The sequence below is a fragment of the Pseudomonas sp. S31 genome (assembly GCF_016648105.1).
GTDB lineage: Bacteria > Pseudomonadota > Gammaproteobacteria > Pseudomonadales > Pseudomonadaceae > Aquipseudomonas.
In genome coordinates, this window is sequence record NZ_JACVVE010000001.1 from 16,902 (window position 1) to 30,829 (window position 13,928).

Below are 13,928 nucleotides of genomic sequence, written 5' to 3' on the forward strand. Positions count from 1 at the left end.
TCGAACGTGTTGCAGGGGTGTTCAGGCAGTCTTGCGCCGCCCTTGTGGTTGACCCGCGCCACACAGGCGCAGCACCAGGCCTACGGGGCCGGTGTGGTACCAGCGCAGGCTCGGGTCGGCGCTGCTGCGCGCGCCCATGGCCTGGGTCAGGCGGTCGAGGAAGATCGCCAGCAGCACCAGGCCGACGCCGCCGACCGTGGCCAGGCCCATGTCCAGCCGGCCGATGCCGCGCAGCACCATCTGGCCCAGGCCACCGACGGAAATCATCGAGGCGATCACCACCATCGACAGCGACAGCATCAGGGTCTGGTTGAGGCCGGCCATGATCGTCGAGGTGGCCAGCGGCAGTTGCACCCGGGTCAGCATCTGCCGTGGCGTGCAGCCGAAGGCGCGGGCCGCCTCGATCTTGTCTTCCGGCACCTGGCGAATGCCCAGGTTGGTCAGGCGCACCAGTGGCGGCAAGGCGAACACGATGGTCACCAGCACCCCCGGCACGTTGCCGATGCCGAACAGCATCACCACCGGCACCAGGTAGACGAACGCCGGCAGGGTCTGCATGGCGTCGAGCAGCGGCCGGATGATGCTTTCCAGGCGGTTGCTGCGGGCGCAGACGATACCCAGCGGGATGCCGATGACCGCGCAGAAGAACACCGAGGTCAGCACCAGGGCCAGGGTGGTCATCGATTCGGACCAGACGCCGATCAGCCCGAGCAGGGTCAGGGTGACGAAACAGAGAATGGCCATGCGCTTGCCGGCCAGCTGCCAGCCGAGCAACGACGAGAGCAGGATGCCGATGGTCGGCGGGATGCTCTGCAGGGTGAATTCGATGCCATTGAGCACCTGGTCGATCGGCCAGCGAATGGCGCGGAACACCTCGCGGAAGTTGTGCACGAGGAAATTGAGGGTTGCGGTGACCCAGTCGCCGAGCGGGATGGTGGCCGCCTGGAAGGGGTCGAGAAGGCTGAAATCGGACATGAGGGCGTACCTCTTTTCTTATAGGCCAGCGGGCACGGTTAGTTGCGGCTCAGGGTCTGCAGCAGCTCGTTTTTCGACAAGGTGCCTCTGAAGGCTCCCTCGCGGTCGAGCACCGGCACCGGGTACGGCAGGTCGGCCGCGATGCCGAGCACCTCGTGCAACGGCGTGTCGGTATAGACGGGGCGCTGCTCGTGCAGGCTGTAGCGATCGCTGGCGGTGGCGCCGTTGGCGTCAGTGTCGACCACCCCGAGCAACTGCCCGCGGTCGTCGACCAGGTAGCCGAACGGCACGCCAGCCTTGAAGCTCGGCGCCTTGCCGTTGACCTTGCACACCACCGCCGGGTCGAACTTGGCCACATCGCCGGCCTTGAGCACCCGCGAGCTGTCGAAGGCCTTGAAGAAGGTGCGCACGTAGTCGTTGGCCGGCTCGTTGATCAGTTGTTGCGGCGTGCCGATCTGCACCACGCGCCCGCCCTCCATGATCGCGATGCGATGGCCGATGCGGATGGCTTCCTCGATATCGTGGGAAATGAAGATGATGGTGCGCTGCTGCTCGGCCTGCAGGCGGATCAGCTCGCCCTGCATCTCGCTGCGGATCAGCGGGTCGAGGGCCGAGAAGGCTTCGTCCATGAGCAGGATCGCCGGGTCGTTGGCCAGGGCGCGGGCCAGGCCGACGCGTTGCTGCATGCCACCGGACAGCTGGTGCGGGTAGCTGTGCTCGTGGCCGGCCAGGCCGACCTGGCTCAAGGCTTCGCGGGCACGGCTGTGGCGCTCGGATTCCGGCACGCCGGCGATTTCCAGGCCGAAGGCGGTGTTTTCCAGCACGCTCATGTGCGGCATCAGGGCGAAGGACTGGAACACCATGCCCATTTCCTTGCGCCTGACATCGAGCAGGGCCTTGTCGGACAGGCCGGTGATTTCACGGCCGTTGAGGTGGATGCTGCCGGAGGTGGGTTCGATCAGACGGTTGAACAGCCGCACCATGGTCGACTTGCCGGAACCGGACAGGCCCATGATGACGAAGATCTCGCCACGCTTGACGGAAAAGCTTGCATCGAACACGCCGACGACGTGGCCGGTCTTGCTGAAGATCTCGTTCTTGTCGGCCCCGTTACGGAGCATCTCCATGGCCATATTCGGGTTGGGCCCGAATACCTTGAAGATGTTATTGACCGAAAGAATCTCATCGGCATCGCTCATACGACCCTCTTTATTATGCTTATAAACCAATCCATCAACATCGCACTTTCAATAAGGCGGGTAGAGATCAGTGCGAGTACGCTTGGCAGTCGGTTCGAATCCGAACCTGAGTCAACACCGGCACGCAGAATGTCCTGCTTCAAATTATTCGACATCGAGTTGTCAATGCCGCGCCGTAGTTTTTAAGTTAGGCCCTGATCCGCAGAGGGTCCAACGACATTTGTAACGCCCAAACCATTACCTGAAGTTATCAATCGACCTGCAAGCACGGTGCTAGACCGCCGCGCATTTACCGCCAGGCGTGCAACAGGCTAGAGTGATCGACCAGGCCAGCCGAAGGATTCAGCCCCACCACCATGGTCAGACACTCCGAACCCGATCAGACACTGATCAAGATGCCATCCCTGCGGGCGGTGAAGGTTTTCGTGGCCGCCGCCAAGTACCAGAACTTCACCCGCGCCGCCGAGGCGCTGTGCGTCACACAGGCAGCGGTAAGCCGGCAGATCCGTGAGCTGGAGACGTATCTGGGCGCCGAGCTGTTCGCCCGGGTGGGCCGTGCGGTGGAATTGACCGTGGCGGGGTCGATCTTCTTCGATGCCGTGCAACTGTCGTTCGTCAACATTTCCCAGGCCGCCGAACGTATCCGCAGCAACAGCAACGCCAAGCATGTGGTCACCCTGTGCTGTTCGCCGGCATTCGCCGCCCTGTGGCTTGGCCCGCGCCTGTCGGCGTTTTTCGACGACAACCCGGACATCGACATCAACCTGGTGACCACGCAGAACTTCCTGGCCATGGAGCCGGGGGTGCGTCCGGACATCTACATCACCAAGCTCGGCAGGATCCAGACCGGCTACAGCTGCCACCCGCTCAACCATGACGTGATCTACCCGGTGTGTACCCCACAGTACCTGGCCCAGCACCCGCAGTTGCGTACCCTGGAAGGCCTGCGCGACGCATCCCTGCTCAACCTCAGCCCCTATGGCCGCTCGCAGGTGGCCGAGCACGTCGACTGGAACGTCTGGCTGGCCTTCCATGACATCGACCTGAACAGCCGGGCCAATGGTGCGGCGCATTTCTTCAACGCCAACGACTACAACCTGCTGGTGCAGTTCGCCCTGAACCACCGCGGGGTGGCGCTGGGCTGGCACCACTTGGTCCAGCCCCTGGTCGCCCAGGGTTTGCTGGTGCGCCCGGTGGCGGAGCAACTGGTGCTCAAGGACACCTTCCACTTCCTCGCTTTCAACGACGACAAGGAGCACGACTCGAGTTGCCGGCGGTTGCGCGAGTGGCTGCTGGAGCAATTCGCACCGTTGCTGGCGGAGTTGAGACACAGTTTGCAATCATCGCAGGCGCCCGCTCAGTAACCACTGAGCAGTCAGAGCCAGGCAGACGCCAGCCCCCGTCACTGCACCGGCAGGAAGTTCATCAGCAGCAGGCTCTGGGCATAGTTCAGCCCGATCCGCCGATACCGCTCGTCCAGCAACTCGGCCAACAAGTCCAGGCGTGCGACGATCTTGCCGAACTCCACCGCGAAACTGAGGTTGCTGCCCTCCTCTGAAATTTCGTTGGAAAACAGCAGCAACACGCCGTTGGCGTCCTGGCGCTGACTGAGCATCCAGGTGGCCTTCTCGATATTGCGCGCGGCGTTGCTGATGAACAGTGGGTCGATGGTGTCGGTCATGTAGAACTCGGTGCGCCCGCCGTGGGCAGTGATCAGCATGCTGCCGATGGCATAGATGAACGCACCGACGCGGTCACCGCGAAACTCCGGGCTCAAGGCATAACTCAGGGCGGCCAGGTCACGCCGGTCGCCCAGCTGCGGCAATGGTTGGCGCTGCTCGATGGCCAGGCGGATCTGGCGCTCGGCGGTGGTGGCATCGAGGTAGCCGGAGAGTTTCCATTGGTTGGGATTGCGCAGGTAGAGCTTGTTCATCAACAGATACAGGCTCTGCAGATTGTCACGCATGGCCAGGGTGGCCATGCGATCGACACTGGTCTGGAACAGTTCGCTGGGCTTGCCGTTGCCGAACTGGTTGACGATGTCGCGGCCCTGCTCCTGGGTGCAGGCCCCGAGGCAGAGAAAGGTGGCCACCAGGATCAGGCGGCGTGGAAAGGATGACGTGCTTGCAACCATTGATCCGGGTCGAAATCGGCGGCCACGCTGGGGGTCGGCGCGGCCTGGCCATTCATAGAGCCCGGAAATTCGAAAAAGTGCGATGGCCGTGGGTGTTCGATCGTAGCGGCCCTTTCGCGGGCAACCCCGCTCCCACAGGATTTCACTGCATCCAGGGCCTCTGCGGTACCTGTGGGAGCGGCGGTTCGCCGCTGCGACTTGCCCCCGAAGAGGTCAGTACGGTTACATGCCGTGACGCAGCATCTCCACCACTTGCGCATGCAACACGGGGTCGCCGCAGGCCACCACGCACCCACCATTTTGCGCCGAACTGCCGTCCCAAGCGGTGATAACCCCACCCGCTCCCTCGATGATCGGCATCAGTGCCTGTACGTCATATGGCTGCAGGCTCGCTTCGACGATCACATCGACAAACCCCGAAGCCAGCATGCAATAGGCATAGCAATCCCCCCCATAGCGCATCAACCGTGCCTGCTTGGCCACCGCCTCGAATGCCGACTTGCGCGTCGGGGTGTCGAACATGTCCGGCGTGGTGCACATCAGCGTCGCCGCCGACAGCTCGGCGCAGGCGCGGGTCTTCAGCGCCGTACTGCCTCGCCAGGCGCCCTCCGGCGTGCCGACGAAACGCTCACCGGTAAAGGGCTGGTTCATCACCCCGACCACCGGCCGCTCGCCGTCGTTCAGAGCGATCAACGTGCCCCACAGCGGCAGCCCGGTAATGAACGCACGAGTGCCATCGATGGGGTCAAGCACCCAGGTCAACGGGCTACTGCCCACCGCCACGCCGGCTTCCTCGCCGAGGATGCCGTGCTCCGGGTAACGTGCCTGGATCAATGCGCGCATGGCGTCCTCGGCCGCCTTGTCGGCCACGGTCACCGGGTCGTACAAGCGCCCGCCCTTGTCCTCGACATCCAGGCTGGCACGGAAGTACGGCTCGATGGCCAAGGCGGCGGCATCGGCCAGTTGCTCGGCGAAGGCGCGGAATTCGCCGATCTGGTCAGCGCTCAGGGGCATGGGGCAAGACTCTTGGAAATGACGGGCCCGCATCATAACCGAGAATCCACGGCAGGATCGCCTGACAAGCGCTTGAACCGCCTGGCCTGGCATTTTTGCCAGTATTGCCAGTTTGCTGATCGCTATAGATTGATTGCTTCTCGACGATTGGGGGCAAGGCAATGGCGCGCAGACAAGCTGGCACAATCGACACGTCCTATGGAGCTAACGGTAGCGCGGACATTCCCGCCGAGCGTCCCCATGATCCAGCCAACGTTTCACTGCAGGTCGAGCCCTCAATCAGCGATGGCAACGGCAATCTGGTCTTCTTCGGCTATAACCCTGGGGACTCGGATTGTGGCTTGTTTACCCGAATTCTGGTCAATGGCCAATGGGACAGCGCGACTGGCCATGTGCCGATAGCGGTGGCAGGCAGCCTGCACCTACCGGACGAAAGCCTACGGTTCAGGTCTCTTCTCGCGATCACCGTCGACGGGCGACCGACCTACTATGCAGCAGGGTCTCCGACCTACTTCGACTATGAACAAGGTCGATTCCTCAATTATCTGGGCATCAGTCGATTCGACCAGGACTTCCAACCGGTAAAAACCTTCGGCGAGGATGGCCATGCCTTGCCAGAACCAGGGCAGCCCTGGGAAATGAGCCGAAGAACGGTCAATCGACCAAACGCGGCGTTCTATAGCGCGGAGAACCCCTTGGCAATGTCCGCCGGCCTGCTACGCACGATCTTCCCTTGCACCGTCGGCGATGAAGACGATGAAGTGACGCACAGCTGGCTGGCCACCTTGCACCCAAACACGGGCGAGCTGGTGGAGGCACTGGGCGAGCAGCGCAATCGCTCCACATTGCCCTTGAGCGACCGTGGCGCAATGCCGTTGAAGGTGCTGCGGGCGCACTTCTTCGAGGATGGCGGTTTCGTCGTGATCGCGCATCGAGGCGATGACCACGTGATACTTCAGCGCTACAACGCACACGGCATGCCCATCGAAGAGTTCGGCGATCAAGGTCAAAGGGATCTGTTCCCCTACCAAGGCAGCATGAGGCTGGGTATGGGCTATCGAAACGGGCGAATCGTGGTCTCCAGGGCCATGGAAATGCAACTCACCGAACCGACCACCGTGTATGCCTTCACCGATGACGGTGACAACGACCCGGCATTCAACAATGGCCAACCCGTCACGCTTTCCAGGGACGACAAGGGCTTGGCGCTGGGCCAACTGGTCATAGACGAGCACGATCGGATCGTGCTGGGTGGCGCTCATTTGACGGCGGTTAACGTCGGGGAACTCAACGTTTTCCGCCTCACCAGGGCTGGCCTCCTGGACCCCGAGTTTGGCAACGGAGGCCTGTTCGAGGGAGGAAGCGAATTTCGTACGGCAAACAAGTTGTTCCTGAATCAGGATGGTATTCGCATCCTGACGTTGTTCCCCACTGAAGGGTATTTTCTGGAGCGGGTGCTGAAACTCCACAATTGAGCCTGCGCGCATCGGGCGCAGCCGGGTCTAAACTGAACAAACCAGAACACATGGCAAGAACCGGGGGGCTGCCGCACGTGGAGGTGTGAGATGAGCCAGTTCAAGCGTTTGTTCGTCATGCTCGGCCCGCAGATGCGCCATACGCCTGCCCTGCAGCGCGGCGTCGCGTTGGCGCAGACCAGCGGTGCGCTGCTCGACCTGAATGTGTTCGTCGACGAGGTCGACACCTTTGGCCTGATGAACGATGGCCGCGAGCGCGAGCGGCTGCTCGAACACAACCGCCAGTGGCTGGCCGACGAAGTCGAGCAACTGCGCAACGACGGTCTCGACGTGTCCACCGAGATGCGCCTGACCCGCGACCCGCTGGCCAGTGTGCTGGAGCAGGTCGAACGCCTGGGCTGCGACCTGCTGGTCAAGGACGTGCAACATGAGCCGATACTCAAGCGCTTGCTAGTGACCCCGCTGGACTGGCAACTGCTCAAGGAAAGCCCGGTTGCCGTGCACCTGGTCAGCGATATCCGCCTGCCGCTGCCCCGGCAGATCGCGGCGGCGGTCGACCTGCACTCTGTCGGTGACGGCGAGCACCTGGATGATCAGGTCATCGCCAGCGCCCATGCCCTGGCCCTGCAGTGCAATGCCGAGCTGCACCTGCTGCATGTGTGCGATGCGGCGAAGACCCATATTGCCGATTTCGGTGCCGGCACGGTGACCATGCCGGGTTTCGATGGCAGTGTGCGCTCGGCCCAGCGCACGGCGTTCAACCACCTGGGTGACCGCCACCAGGTGCCGCTGGAGCGCCGGCACTTTCTCGAAGGCCCGGCGACCCGGGCGATCGCTCAGTACGTCAGCCATGAGCGTGTCGATGTGATCGTGATGGGTAGCCATCGGCACGATGCCTTGCACACGTTCCTGGGTGGGACCACCGCGCATGTGGTGGAGCATCCGCTGTGCAATGTGCTGGCGATCAAGGCAGTGCGCTGAGCCTCTGCTAAGCCGCTCTCAGAAACCTCTGCTGTAGAACAGCGAGTACGACTCGATCCCGTCGTTGGGCTGCTTGATCCCGGCATTGGAGTAGTGCATCGCCCGCAGGCCGATTTTCTGATCCCCCGGCAGCTTCAAGCCGAAACCGATGCGGTCTTCGAAGTTGACTGCCGAGCCCAGGCGCTGGTCACCGACGTCGGTCTTGGAAAAGGCGGCCAGGCCGATGCCCGCTTCGATGTAGGGGGTATAGGTGAAGCCGCTGAATTCATAGGTGAACACCGGGCTGAACGACAGCGAGTGGGCGCCGCTGGCCTCACCGCCTTCCCAGTAGGTGTAGCCTGCGTCCCAGTAGCCGGTGACGTAGCCGGTATCGCTTTGCAGCCACTTCTTGTCCCAGTCGAATGACATGCCGAGACGGTAGGTCATATCCCCCTGGCCAGTGACGCCGATGGCGCCGGACACCTGTGCAGCCTGGGCCAGGCCTGCTCCAGCCAAGGCCAACATGGCTACGGCCAGCGAAGCGGCAAGACGGGTTTTCATCGATGACTTCTCCTGATGGTCACGGGCAGGTCGCCATAGGGCGGCTAAGCCTGCAAGCAAATGGGGGCTCGTGCCCCTCGTCTTCTCGGCAGCCGATGCATAATCGACCACCTTGTAATACTTTTCTGATTATTGTCCAGATAATCAGAAAGTTAAAACGTTTTGCCATCTTATTGCTACCGTGCCCACCAGCCTCCTCGTCCTTTAGTCGTATTCTGCCTCCTCGTGGTCGCCCAGCAACCGCCGTTGCCGCGGTGTGGCCTCTTCCAGCACCTGCGGATTGAAGCGCCAGTCGAGGTACGGCGAAAATTTCTGTGCCACCATGCGCCGTCCGTAATGCACCTGCAGCATGTCGCGCTGACGGGCCGCGCTGCAATTGGCGCCACCGCTGTGCCAGATATCGCTGCGAAACACCAATGCGTCTCCGGCCTGGCACAGCACCGCGCGCGCTTCCAACCCCCGCCAGCTGTCTTCGCCAGGCTGGGGAGCACGCCCCGCACGGTGGCTGCCCGGCACAACCCAGGTCGGCCCGATGCCATGGTCGATGTCACTGAGGTACACCTGCGCCGTGAGAATCTGCGCCGGTGGGCTGAAATCGCCCCGCTCGCTCAGCCACGCCGGCAACTCCATGGGCAGATGGTCCAGGTGCAGGCCAGTGCCGGTATAACCCGGGTGGCTACGCCAGGCGGTCTGGCCGATCACATGGCAGTCCCGGCCCAGCGTCGCTTCCGCCAGTTCGATCAATGGCGGCAGGTCGAGAAACGGCAACCACAGCGGGTTGCGGTTGAATACGCACTTGTAGTGTTCCAGCAGCCCCTGGTAGTCCCAGTGGACCGGTTGCAGGTCATCGATGGCGCAGCGCAGCAAGGCGATGCGCAAAGGCTCCAACACACCAGGCAGCACCACATAACCCTGGTCTTCCAGCGCTTGCAGCTGCATGTCCAGACTCATCGCGATACGCTCCTCGAAGCCCTGGAGTACAAATGTACCCCAGAGGATGGTGTTCGCCCCCTCCCAGGGGATGGCTTACCTATTATCTGATGCGCTGTCGTGACCGGTGTTCGCCCGGACACATGGTCGGGTGCCTACGCCGCGCGTCGCTCCTCGAGCAGCTTGACGAACATGCTCAGGCTGCGCGAAACGGTGCCGCGGCGCCATACCAGCCAGGTCTTGAGGTAGCGAAAGTCCTCCGACATCGGCCAGGCGCTGACCGTGCTGCAACCGGGCATGTTGTCGAGCATGCTGCGCGGCAGCATGGCCAGGCCGGCACCGGCGCTGACGCAGGCAAGCATGCCATGGTAAGACTCCATCTCGTGGATCTTGCCAGGCACCGCCTGGTCCTGGACGAACCAACTCTCGAAATGGTGGCGGTACGAGCAGTTGGCCCGGAACGCATAGATGTTCGCGCCGTTGACGTCTTGGGCGCGGGTCACCGGCGGGTGGTTGAGCGGCGAGATCACCACCATTTCCTCTTCGAACACCGGCATGCCTTCGAGCGTCGGGTGCAGCACCGGGCCGTCGACGAAGGCCGCCACCAGGCGCCCGGACAGCACGCCCTCGAGCATGGTCCCCGACGGGCCGGTGGACAGGTCGAGGTCGACCTTGGGGTAGCGTTGGTTGTAGGCCGCCAGCAGCGCGGGAATACGCACTGCCGCGGTACTTTCCAGCGAACCCAGGGCGAAGGTGCCCTGGGGGTCCTCGCCGGCCACGGTCAGCCGCGCCTCATGCACCAGGTCGAGGATGCGCCGGGTGTACTCGAGGAAGTTCCACCCCGCCGGCGACAGCCGGAGGCGGCTTTTCTCGCGGATGAACAGCTGCACGCCAAGGTCTTCTTCGAGTTGCTTGATGCGGGTGGTCAGGTTCGACGGCACCCGGTGGATGTGCTGGGCGGCGGCGCTGATGCTGCCTTGTTCGGCCACGGCCTTGAAGATCTCCAACTGCACGAGGTCCACGATCATTCTCCAAACGTGAATGTTTCGCTCATTATTATTCAGTTTTCAATAAAGCCATAGCCCACTAGTCTGGCGTCACGGATCAACAACAATGAGTGCCCAGCCATGAGCGAGATCAGCAGCCTGACCCACGCCATCTCCGTCGACCCGCATAGCGGCGAGCAGATCGGCAGCTACCCCTTCGATACCGACGCCGCACTGGAAGCGGCGCTGCAACGCGCCAAGGCCGGCTATGGTCAGTGGCGCCAGGTGTCGCTGGGGCAGCGCAGCGAAGCCCTGCTCGCCCTGGCCAGCACCCTGGAAACCAAGGCCGAAGCCTTCGCCCAGATGATCAGCCGGGAAATCGGCAAGCCCATCACCCAAGCCCGTGGCGAAGTCGCCAAATGCGTCGGCCTGTGCCGCTGGTATGCCGAACATGGCCCGGCGATGCTGGCCGCGGAACCGACCCAGGTTGAAAAGGCACGGATCGAATACCGCCCATTAGGCCCGATCCTGGCGGTGATGCCGTGGAACTTCCCGATCTGGCAGGTACTGCGCGGCGCCGTGCCGGCGATCCTGGCCGGCAACACCTACGTGCTCAAGCATGCGCCCAACGTCATGGGCAGCGCCTACCTGCTGGGCGAGCTGTTCAAGGATGCCGGCCTGCCGCAGGGCGTGTTCGAAGTGCTGAACGTGACCCCGGAAGGCGTCACCCGCGCCATCAACGACCCGCGCATTGCCGCCGTGACCCTGACCGGCAGCGTGAGAGCAGGCATGGCCATCGGTGCCCAGGCCGGCGCCGCGCTGAAGAAGTGCGTGCTCGAACTGGGCGGCTCCGACCCGTTCATCGTGCTGGCCGACGCCGACCTGGACGCTGCAGTGCAAGCTGCTGTCGTCGGCCGTTACCAGAACACCGGCCAGGTCTGCGCGGCGGCCAAGCGTCTGATCGTCGAGGAAAGCATCGTCGAGGCATTCACCCAAAAGTTCGTCGAGGCGACCCGCCAGCTCAAGGTCGGCAACCCCCTGGAAGATGACACCTACATCGGCCCGATGGCCCGCTACGACCTGCGCGACGAGCTCGATGGGCAGGTCCAGGCGACCCTGGCCGAAGGCGCTACCCTGCTGCTGGGCGGCAACAAGCTCGAAGGCGTGGGCAACTTCTACGCACCGACCGTGTTCGCCAACGTGACCCCGGACATGACCGCGTTCAAGCAGGAGCTGTTCGGCCCGGTGGCGGCGATCATCAGCGCTCGTGATGCCGACCATGCGGTGGAACTGGCCAACGACAGCGATTTCGGCCTGGCCTCGACCATCTACACCGCGGACTACGCCCTGGCCGAACGCATGACTGCGGCACTGGACACCGGCGGCGTGTTCATCAACGGTTACTGCGCTTCCGACCCCCGCGTGGCGTTCGGCGGCGTGAAGAAGAGCGGTTTCGGGCGTGAACTGTCGCACTTTGGCGTGCGGGAGTTCACCAATGCCCAGACGGTGTGGCTGGATCGCAACTGACCATTCATTGGGGCTGCTCTGCAGCCCTTCGCGGGCAAGCCCGCTCCCACGGTTACGCTCTACCCTGTGGGAGCGGGCTTGCCCGCGAAGGGCCGCAAAGCGGCCCCAATATCTCAATCCCGAACCTGGTCCTTGACCCAGTCCAACATCCCCCCCGGCACGATCAACTCATGCCGCGCCCGCGAACACGCGGTATACAACCCCGCCAGCATCCTCGCCCGCTCGTTGCGATTACCTGCCGTCACCGGCGCCACCATCAGCTCCGGCGACACCATCACCCGGGCGAACTCCATGTTCTTCACGTCGCGCACGCGCCCCAGGAACAGCTTGGGTGCCTTGTCCCAGCGGTAGCGGCTCTTGGCCTTGGCAAAGTGCTCCGGGGTATAGCCCTTGCGCAGCATGTTGGCCACGGCGACGAAGGCCTTGTCATCCCCTTTGTCCTGCTCCAACGCCTGCCAGCTGGCATAGCGGAACAACATCGGGTGACGTGGCCGCGTGCCGTAGCGGTACAGCTCGATGCAATCCTCGACGAACAGTTCGAAGTCCTTGCGCGCGCTTTTCAGCAGCACGAACGGCACACCCTGGTGGGTCAGGCGCTGGAACCAGCCGAACAGCCCCCATTCGTCATCGACGATAAGCGCCGTGGGCTGTTCGGGCACCGCCACCGTGTCGAAGAAACTGACCCGCGTGTAATGCTCGGCGTTGCCGCTGAATGCCGCCTGGATCGACGCCGGGTGCGCCTGGATCAACGGGTTGAGCACGCCATCCATGGCTGGCCCGGCACGCAGCGAATGGTCGATGTAGCGTTGGCGGATGAAACCGCCATGGTGCGGACTCAGGCCGTTGAGGTTCTGCAACTCGTCACCCAGGGCGATCACCGCCTGCGGACTACGGTCGAGTACGGCCAGCATCGGCGCCGACAGCTCGTGGGCTTCGTCGACGATGACGTGGGTATAACGGCTGTCGATCACTTCCAAGGTCAACGACAACAGCTTGACCCGGTGGTAATCGCGCACCGGCAACTGGATCTCGCGGGCCGACGGCCGAATCAGCTCCTGCCAGTACAGGCGTGCCTTTTCCAGCAGCACTTCCTGGTCCAGGGGCGTGGTGCCAGGGCCGGCCCAGGGCAGATGGTGCAACTGCACCTGACTGTCGCCGCTGCGGCAGAAGCTGCGCACAGCCTTGATGCACAAACCCACCACATCCCGCGCCGCCAGCGGGCCGACGTCGGGAATACCGAGCCACTTCACCACCTGGGCATCCTGCGGGCGCCAGGACAGCTTGGTGCGGTACGGGTCGCGCAGGCGCCAACCGTTGCTGGTGAGGTCACGGTTGAGGATTTCATCGGCCAACTGGCCGAATGTCAGGGCAGTATAGGCCGCCGCATCCTTGACCCGTGCCTGCAGCGCCCGCAACTGGCCTTCGGTCAGGGCCAGCAATAGGGTGCGCTGGGGGTCGAGCAGGCGAGCGAACTGGTGGATCAGGAAGGTCTTGCCGGTGCCGGCGAAGCCCTGAACAGCTACCGACTCGTCGATGCCCGAAAGGAACTCGCGCAGCAGCCGGTTCTGCTGGTCGCTGAGTAGCAGGTCGCTGGCCAACGCCGGCACGTAGGCCGCATGCAAGGGTGTCACGCGTTGGTGGTAGGTGTCGGCGAATAGGTAATTCCACTGGCCCTCGTCGTCGAGCAGTTCATCGGCTGCGTACTCGACCTCGGCCGAGAGCAGGCCAATGCCGTTTTCGCCGAGCATGCCCAGGCCCATGGCAAACGCCTCGCGGTCGAACCGTTGCGCCACCTGAGCCTGGAAGCGTCCGGGCGCGGCACTTTCGACTTCCTGGGCGATACGCACGATCTCGGCGAAGCGCCGCTCTTGGGTATCGGCGGACACGCTGGCCGGCTGGCGTGGCAGGTTCTGCACGAACAGCAGCGCCGCCGCCTGCAGCAGGCTGGCTGTGGTAAGGAATTCGCTGTCGAGGGGCTCGCTGGCCAGGCGGTCGGCCTGGTCGCTGGGCAAAGGCAGGTAGAACATCGGGACCTCGGGTAGAAACTGCCGCGCAGGTTAGCAATTTTCCGGGGGGAATGCTGCCTGGTGTCGGCAGGCCAGGCCTATTCGCGGGTAAACCCGCTTCTACAGGGGTGGTGATGACCTGTACCGCGAAGAGGCACTGC

The 13,928-nt window shown here is 63.3% G+C and carries 12 protein-coding genes; 4 read left to right on the plus strand and 8 right to left on the minus strand.

Annotated features, from left to right (window positions below; all coding sequences use genetic code 11):
* Positions 1-21 precede the first annotated feature (21 nt).
* Both proW and IAE37_RS00085 read right to left on the minus strand, forming a co-directional pair.
* Entirely contained in the window at positions 22-975 is a 954-nt protein-coding gene (gene proW, locus IAE37_RS00080; protein ID WP_201166956.1) for a glycine betaine/L-proline ABC transporter permease ProW, read from the minus strand.
* Positions 976-1,013: 38 nt separating this feature from the next.
* Positions 1,014-2,174 carry a quaternary amine ABC transporter ATP-binding protein gene (locus IAE37_RS00085; RefSeq protein WP_201166958.1) on the minus strand — a complete coding sequence of 387 codons (1,161 nt, stop codon included), beginning with the start codon at positions 2,172-2,174 and terminating at the stop codon, positions 1,014-1,016.
* A gap of 356 nt (positions 2,175-2,530) precedes the next feature.
* Between IAE37_RS00085 and IAE37_RS00090 the strand changes: the two genes are divergently transcribed.
* Positions 2,531-3,538: a LysR family transcriptional regulator gene (locus IAE37_RS00090; RefSeq protein ID WP_201166960.1), complete on the plus strand. Its 1,008-nt coding sequence runs from the start codon at positions 2,531-2,533 to the stop codon at positions 3,536-3,538.
* Between the two features lie 38 nt (positions 3,539-3,576).
* Here the strand turns inward: IAE37_RS00090 and IAE37_RS00095 are convergent, their stop codons facing one another.
* Both IAE37_RS00095 and hisN read right to left on the minus strand, forming a co-directional pair.
* Positions 3,577-4,308, minus strand: coding sequence for a hypothetical protein (locus IAE37_RS00095; RefSeq protein WP_201166962.1), 732 nt, complete (start codon positions 4,306-4,308; stop codon positions 3,577-3,579).
* A gap of 222 nt (positions 4,309-4,530) precedes the next feature.
* The gene (gene hisN / locus IAE37_RS00100; RefSeq protein WP_201166970.1) at positions 4,531-5,322 is read right to left on the minus strand and encodes a histidinol-phosphatase; all 792 of its coding nucleotides are present in this window, start codon (positions 5,320-5,322) and stop codon (positions 4,531-4,533) included.
* A gap of 161 nt (positions 5,323-5,483) precedes the next feature.
* On the opposite strand from hisN, the gene IAE37_RS00105 reads away from it, so the two are divergent.
* Entirely contained in the window at positions 5,484-6,797 is a 1,314-nt protein-coding gene (locus tag IAE37_RS00105; protein ID WP_201166972.1) for a hypothetical protein, read from the plus strand.
* 90 nt (positions 6,798-6,887) lie between these two features.
* The gene (locus IAE37_RS00110; RefSeq protein WP_201166973.1) at positions 6,888-7,778 is read left to right on the plus strand and encodes a universal stress protein; all 891 of its coding nucleotides are present in this window, start codon (positions 6,888-6,890) and stop codon (positions 7,776-7,778) included.
* Positions 7,779-7,796: 18 nt separating this feature from the next.
* Here the strand turns inward: IAE37_RS00110 and IAE37_RS00115 are convergent, their stop codons facing one another.
* The 3 genes from IAE37_RS00115 to ptrR all read right to left on the minus strand — a co-directional run bounded on the left by IAE37_RS00115 (position 7,797) and on the right by ptrR (position 10,270).
* On the minus strand, positions 7,797-8,318 hold the full coding sequence (locus tag IAE37_RS00115; RefSeq protein WP_201166975.1) for an acyloxyacyl hydrolase: 522 nt from the start codon (positions 8,316-8,318) through the stop codon (positions 7,797-7,799).
* Positions 8,319-8,522: 204 nt separating this feature from the next.
* A complete protein-coding gene (locus IAE37_RS00120; protein ID WP_201166984.1) occupies positions 8,523-9,269 on the minus strand; it encodes a phytanoyl-CoA dioxygenase family protein in 747 nt (248 codons plus the stop codon).
* Positions 9,270-9,403: 134 nt separating this feature from the next.
* Positions 9,404-10,270, minus strand: coding sequence for a putrescine utilization regulator PtrR (gene ptrR, locus IAE37_RS00125; RefSeq protein WP_201166986.1), 867 nt, complete (start codon positions 10,268-10,270; stop codon positions 9,404-9,406).
* 105 nt (positions 10,271-10,375) lie between these two features.
* On the opposite strand from ptrR, the gene IAE37_RS00130 reads away from it, so the two are divergent.
* Entirely contained in the window at positions 10,376-11,761 is a 1,386-nt protein-coding gene (locus IAE37_RS00130; RefSeq protein WP_201166988.1) for an aldehyde dehydrogenase family protein, read from the plus strand.
* A gap of 113 nt (positions 11,762-11,874) precedes the next feature.
* Here IAE37_RS00130 and IAE37_RS00135 read toward each other — a convergent pair whose 3' ends face one another.
* Positions 11,875-13,788: an AAA family ATPase gene (locus IAE37_RS00135; protein WP_201166990.1), complete on the minus strand. Its 1,914-nt coding sequence runs from the start codon at positions 13,786-13,788 to the stop codon at positions 11,875-11,877.
* Positions 13,789-13,928 lie beyond the last annotated feature (140 nt).

Excerpts from the sequence above, each read along its gene's own strand:
- hisN (WP_201166970.1), bottom strand. The coding sequence starts at position 5,322 with ATGCCCCTGAGCGCTGACCAGATCGGCGAATTCCGCGCCTTCGCCGAG.
- IAE37_RS00120 (WP_201166984.1), bottom strand. The coding sequence starts at position 9,269 with ATGAGTCTGGACATGCAGCTGCAAGCGCTGGAAGACCAGGGTTATGTG.
- IAE37_RS00130 (WP_201166988.1), top strand. The coding sequence starts at position 10,376 with ATGAGCGAGATCAGCAGCCTGACCCACGCCATCTCCGTCGACCCGCAT.
- IAE37_RS00085 (WP_201166958.1), bottom strand. The coding sequence starts at position 2,174 with ATGAGCGATGCCGATGAGATTCTTTCGGTCAATAACATCTTCAAGGTA.
- IAE37_RS00090 (WP_201166960.1), top strand. The coding sequence starts at position 2,531 with ATGGTCAGACACTCCGAACCCGATCAGACACTGATCAAGATGCCATCC.
- IAE37_RS00105 (WP_201166972.1), top strand. The coding sequence starts at position 5,484 with ATGGCGCGCAGACAAGCTGGCACAATCGACACGTCCTATGGAGCTAAC.
- IAE37_RS00135 (WP_201166990.1), bottom strand. The coding sequence starts at position 13,788 with ATGTTCTACCTGCCTTTGCCCAGCGACCAGGCCGACCGCCTGGCCAGC.
- IAE37_RS00095 (WP_201166962.1), bottom strand. The coding sequence starts at position 4,308 with ATGGTTGCAAGCACGTCATCCTTTCCACGCCGCCTGATCCTGGTGGCC.
- IAE37_RS00115 (WP_201166975.1), bottom strand. The coding sequence starts at position 8,318 with ATGAAAACCCGTCTTGCCGCTTCGCTGGCCGTAGCCATGTTGGCCTTG.
- proW (WP_201166956.1), bottom strand. The coding sequence starts at position 975 with ATGTCCGATTTCAGCCTTCTCGACCCCTTCCAGGCGGCCACCATCCCG.
- IAE37_RS00110 (WP_201166973.1), top strand. The coding sequence starts at position 6,888 with ATGAGCCAGTTCAAGCGTTTGTTCGTCATGCTCGGCCCGCAGATGCGC.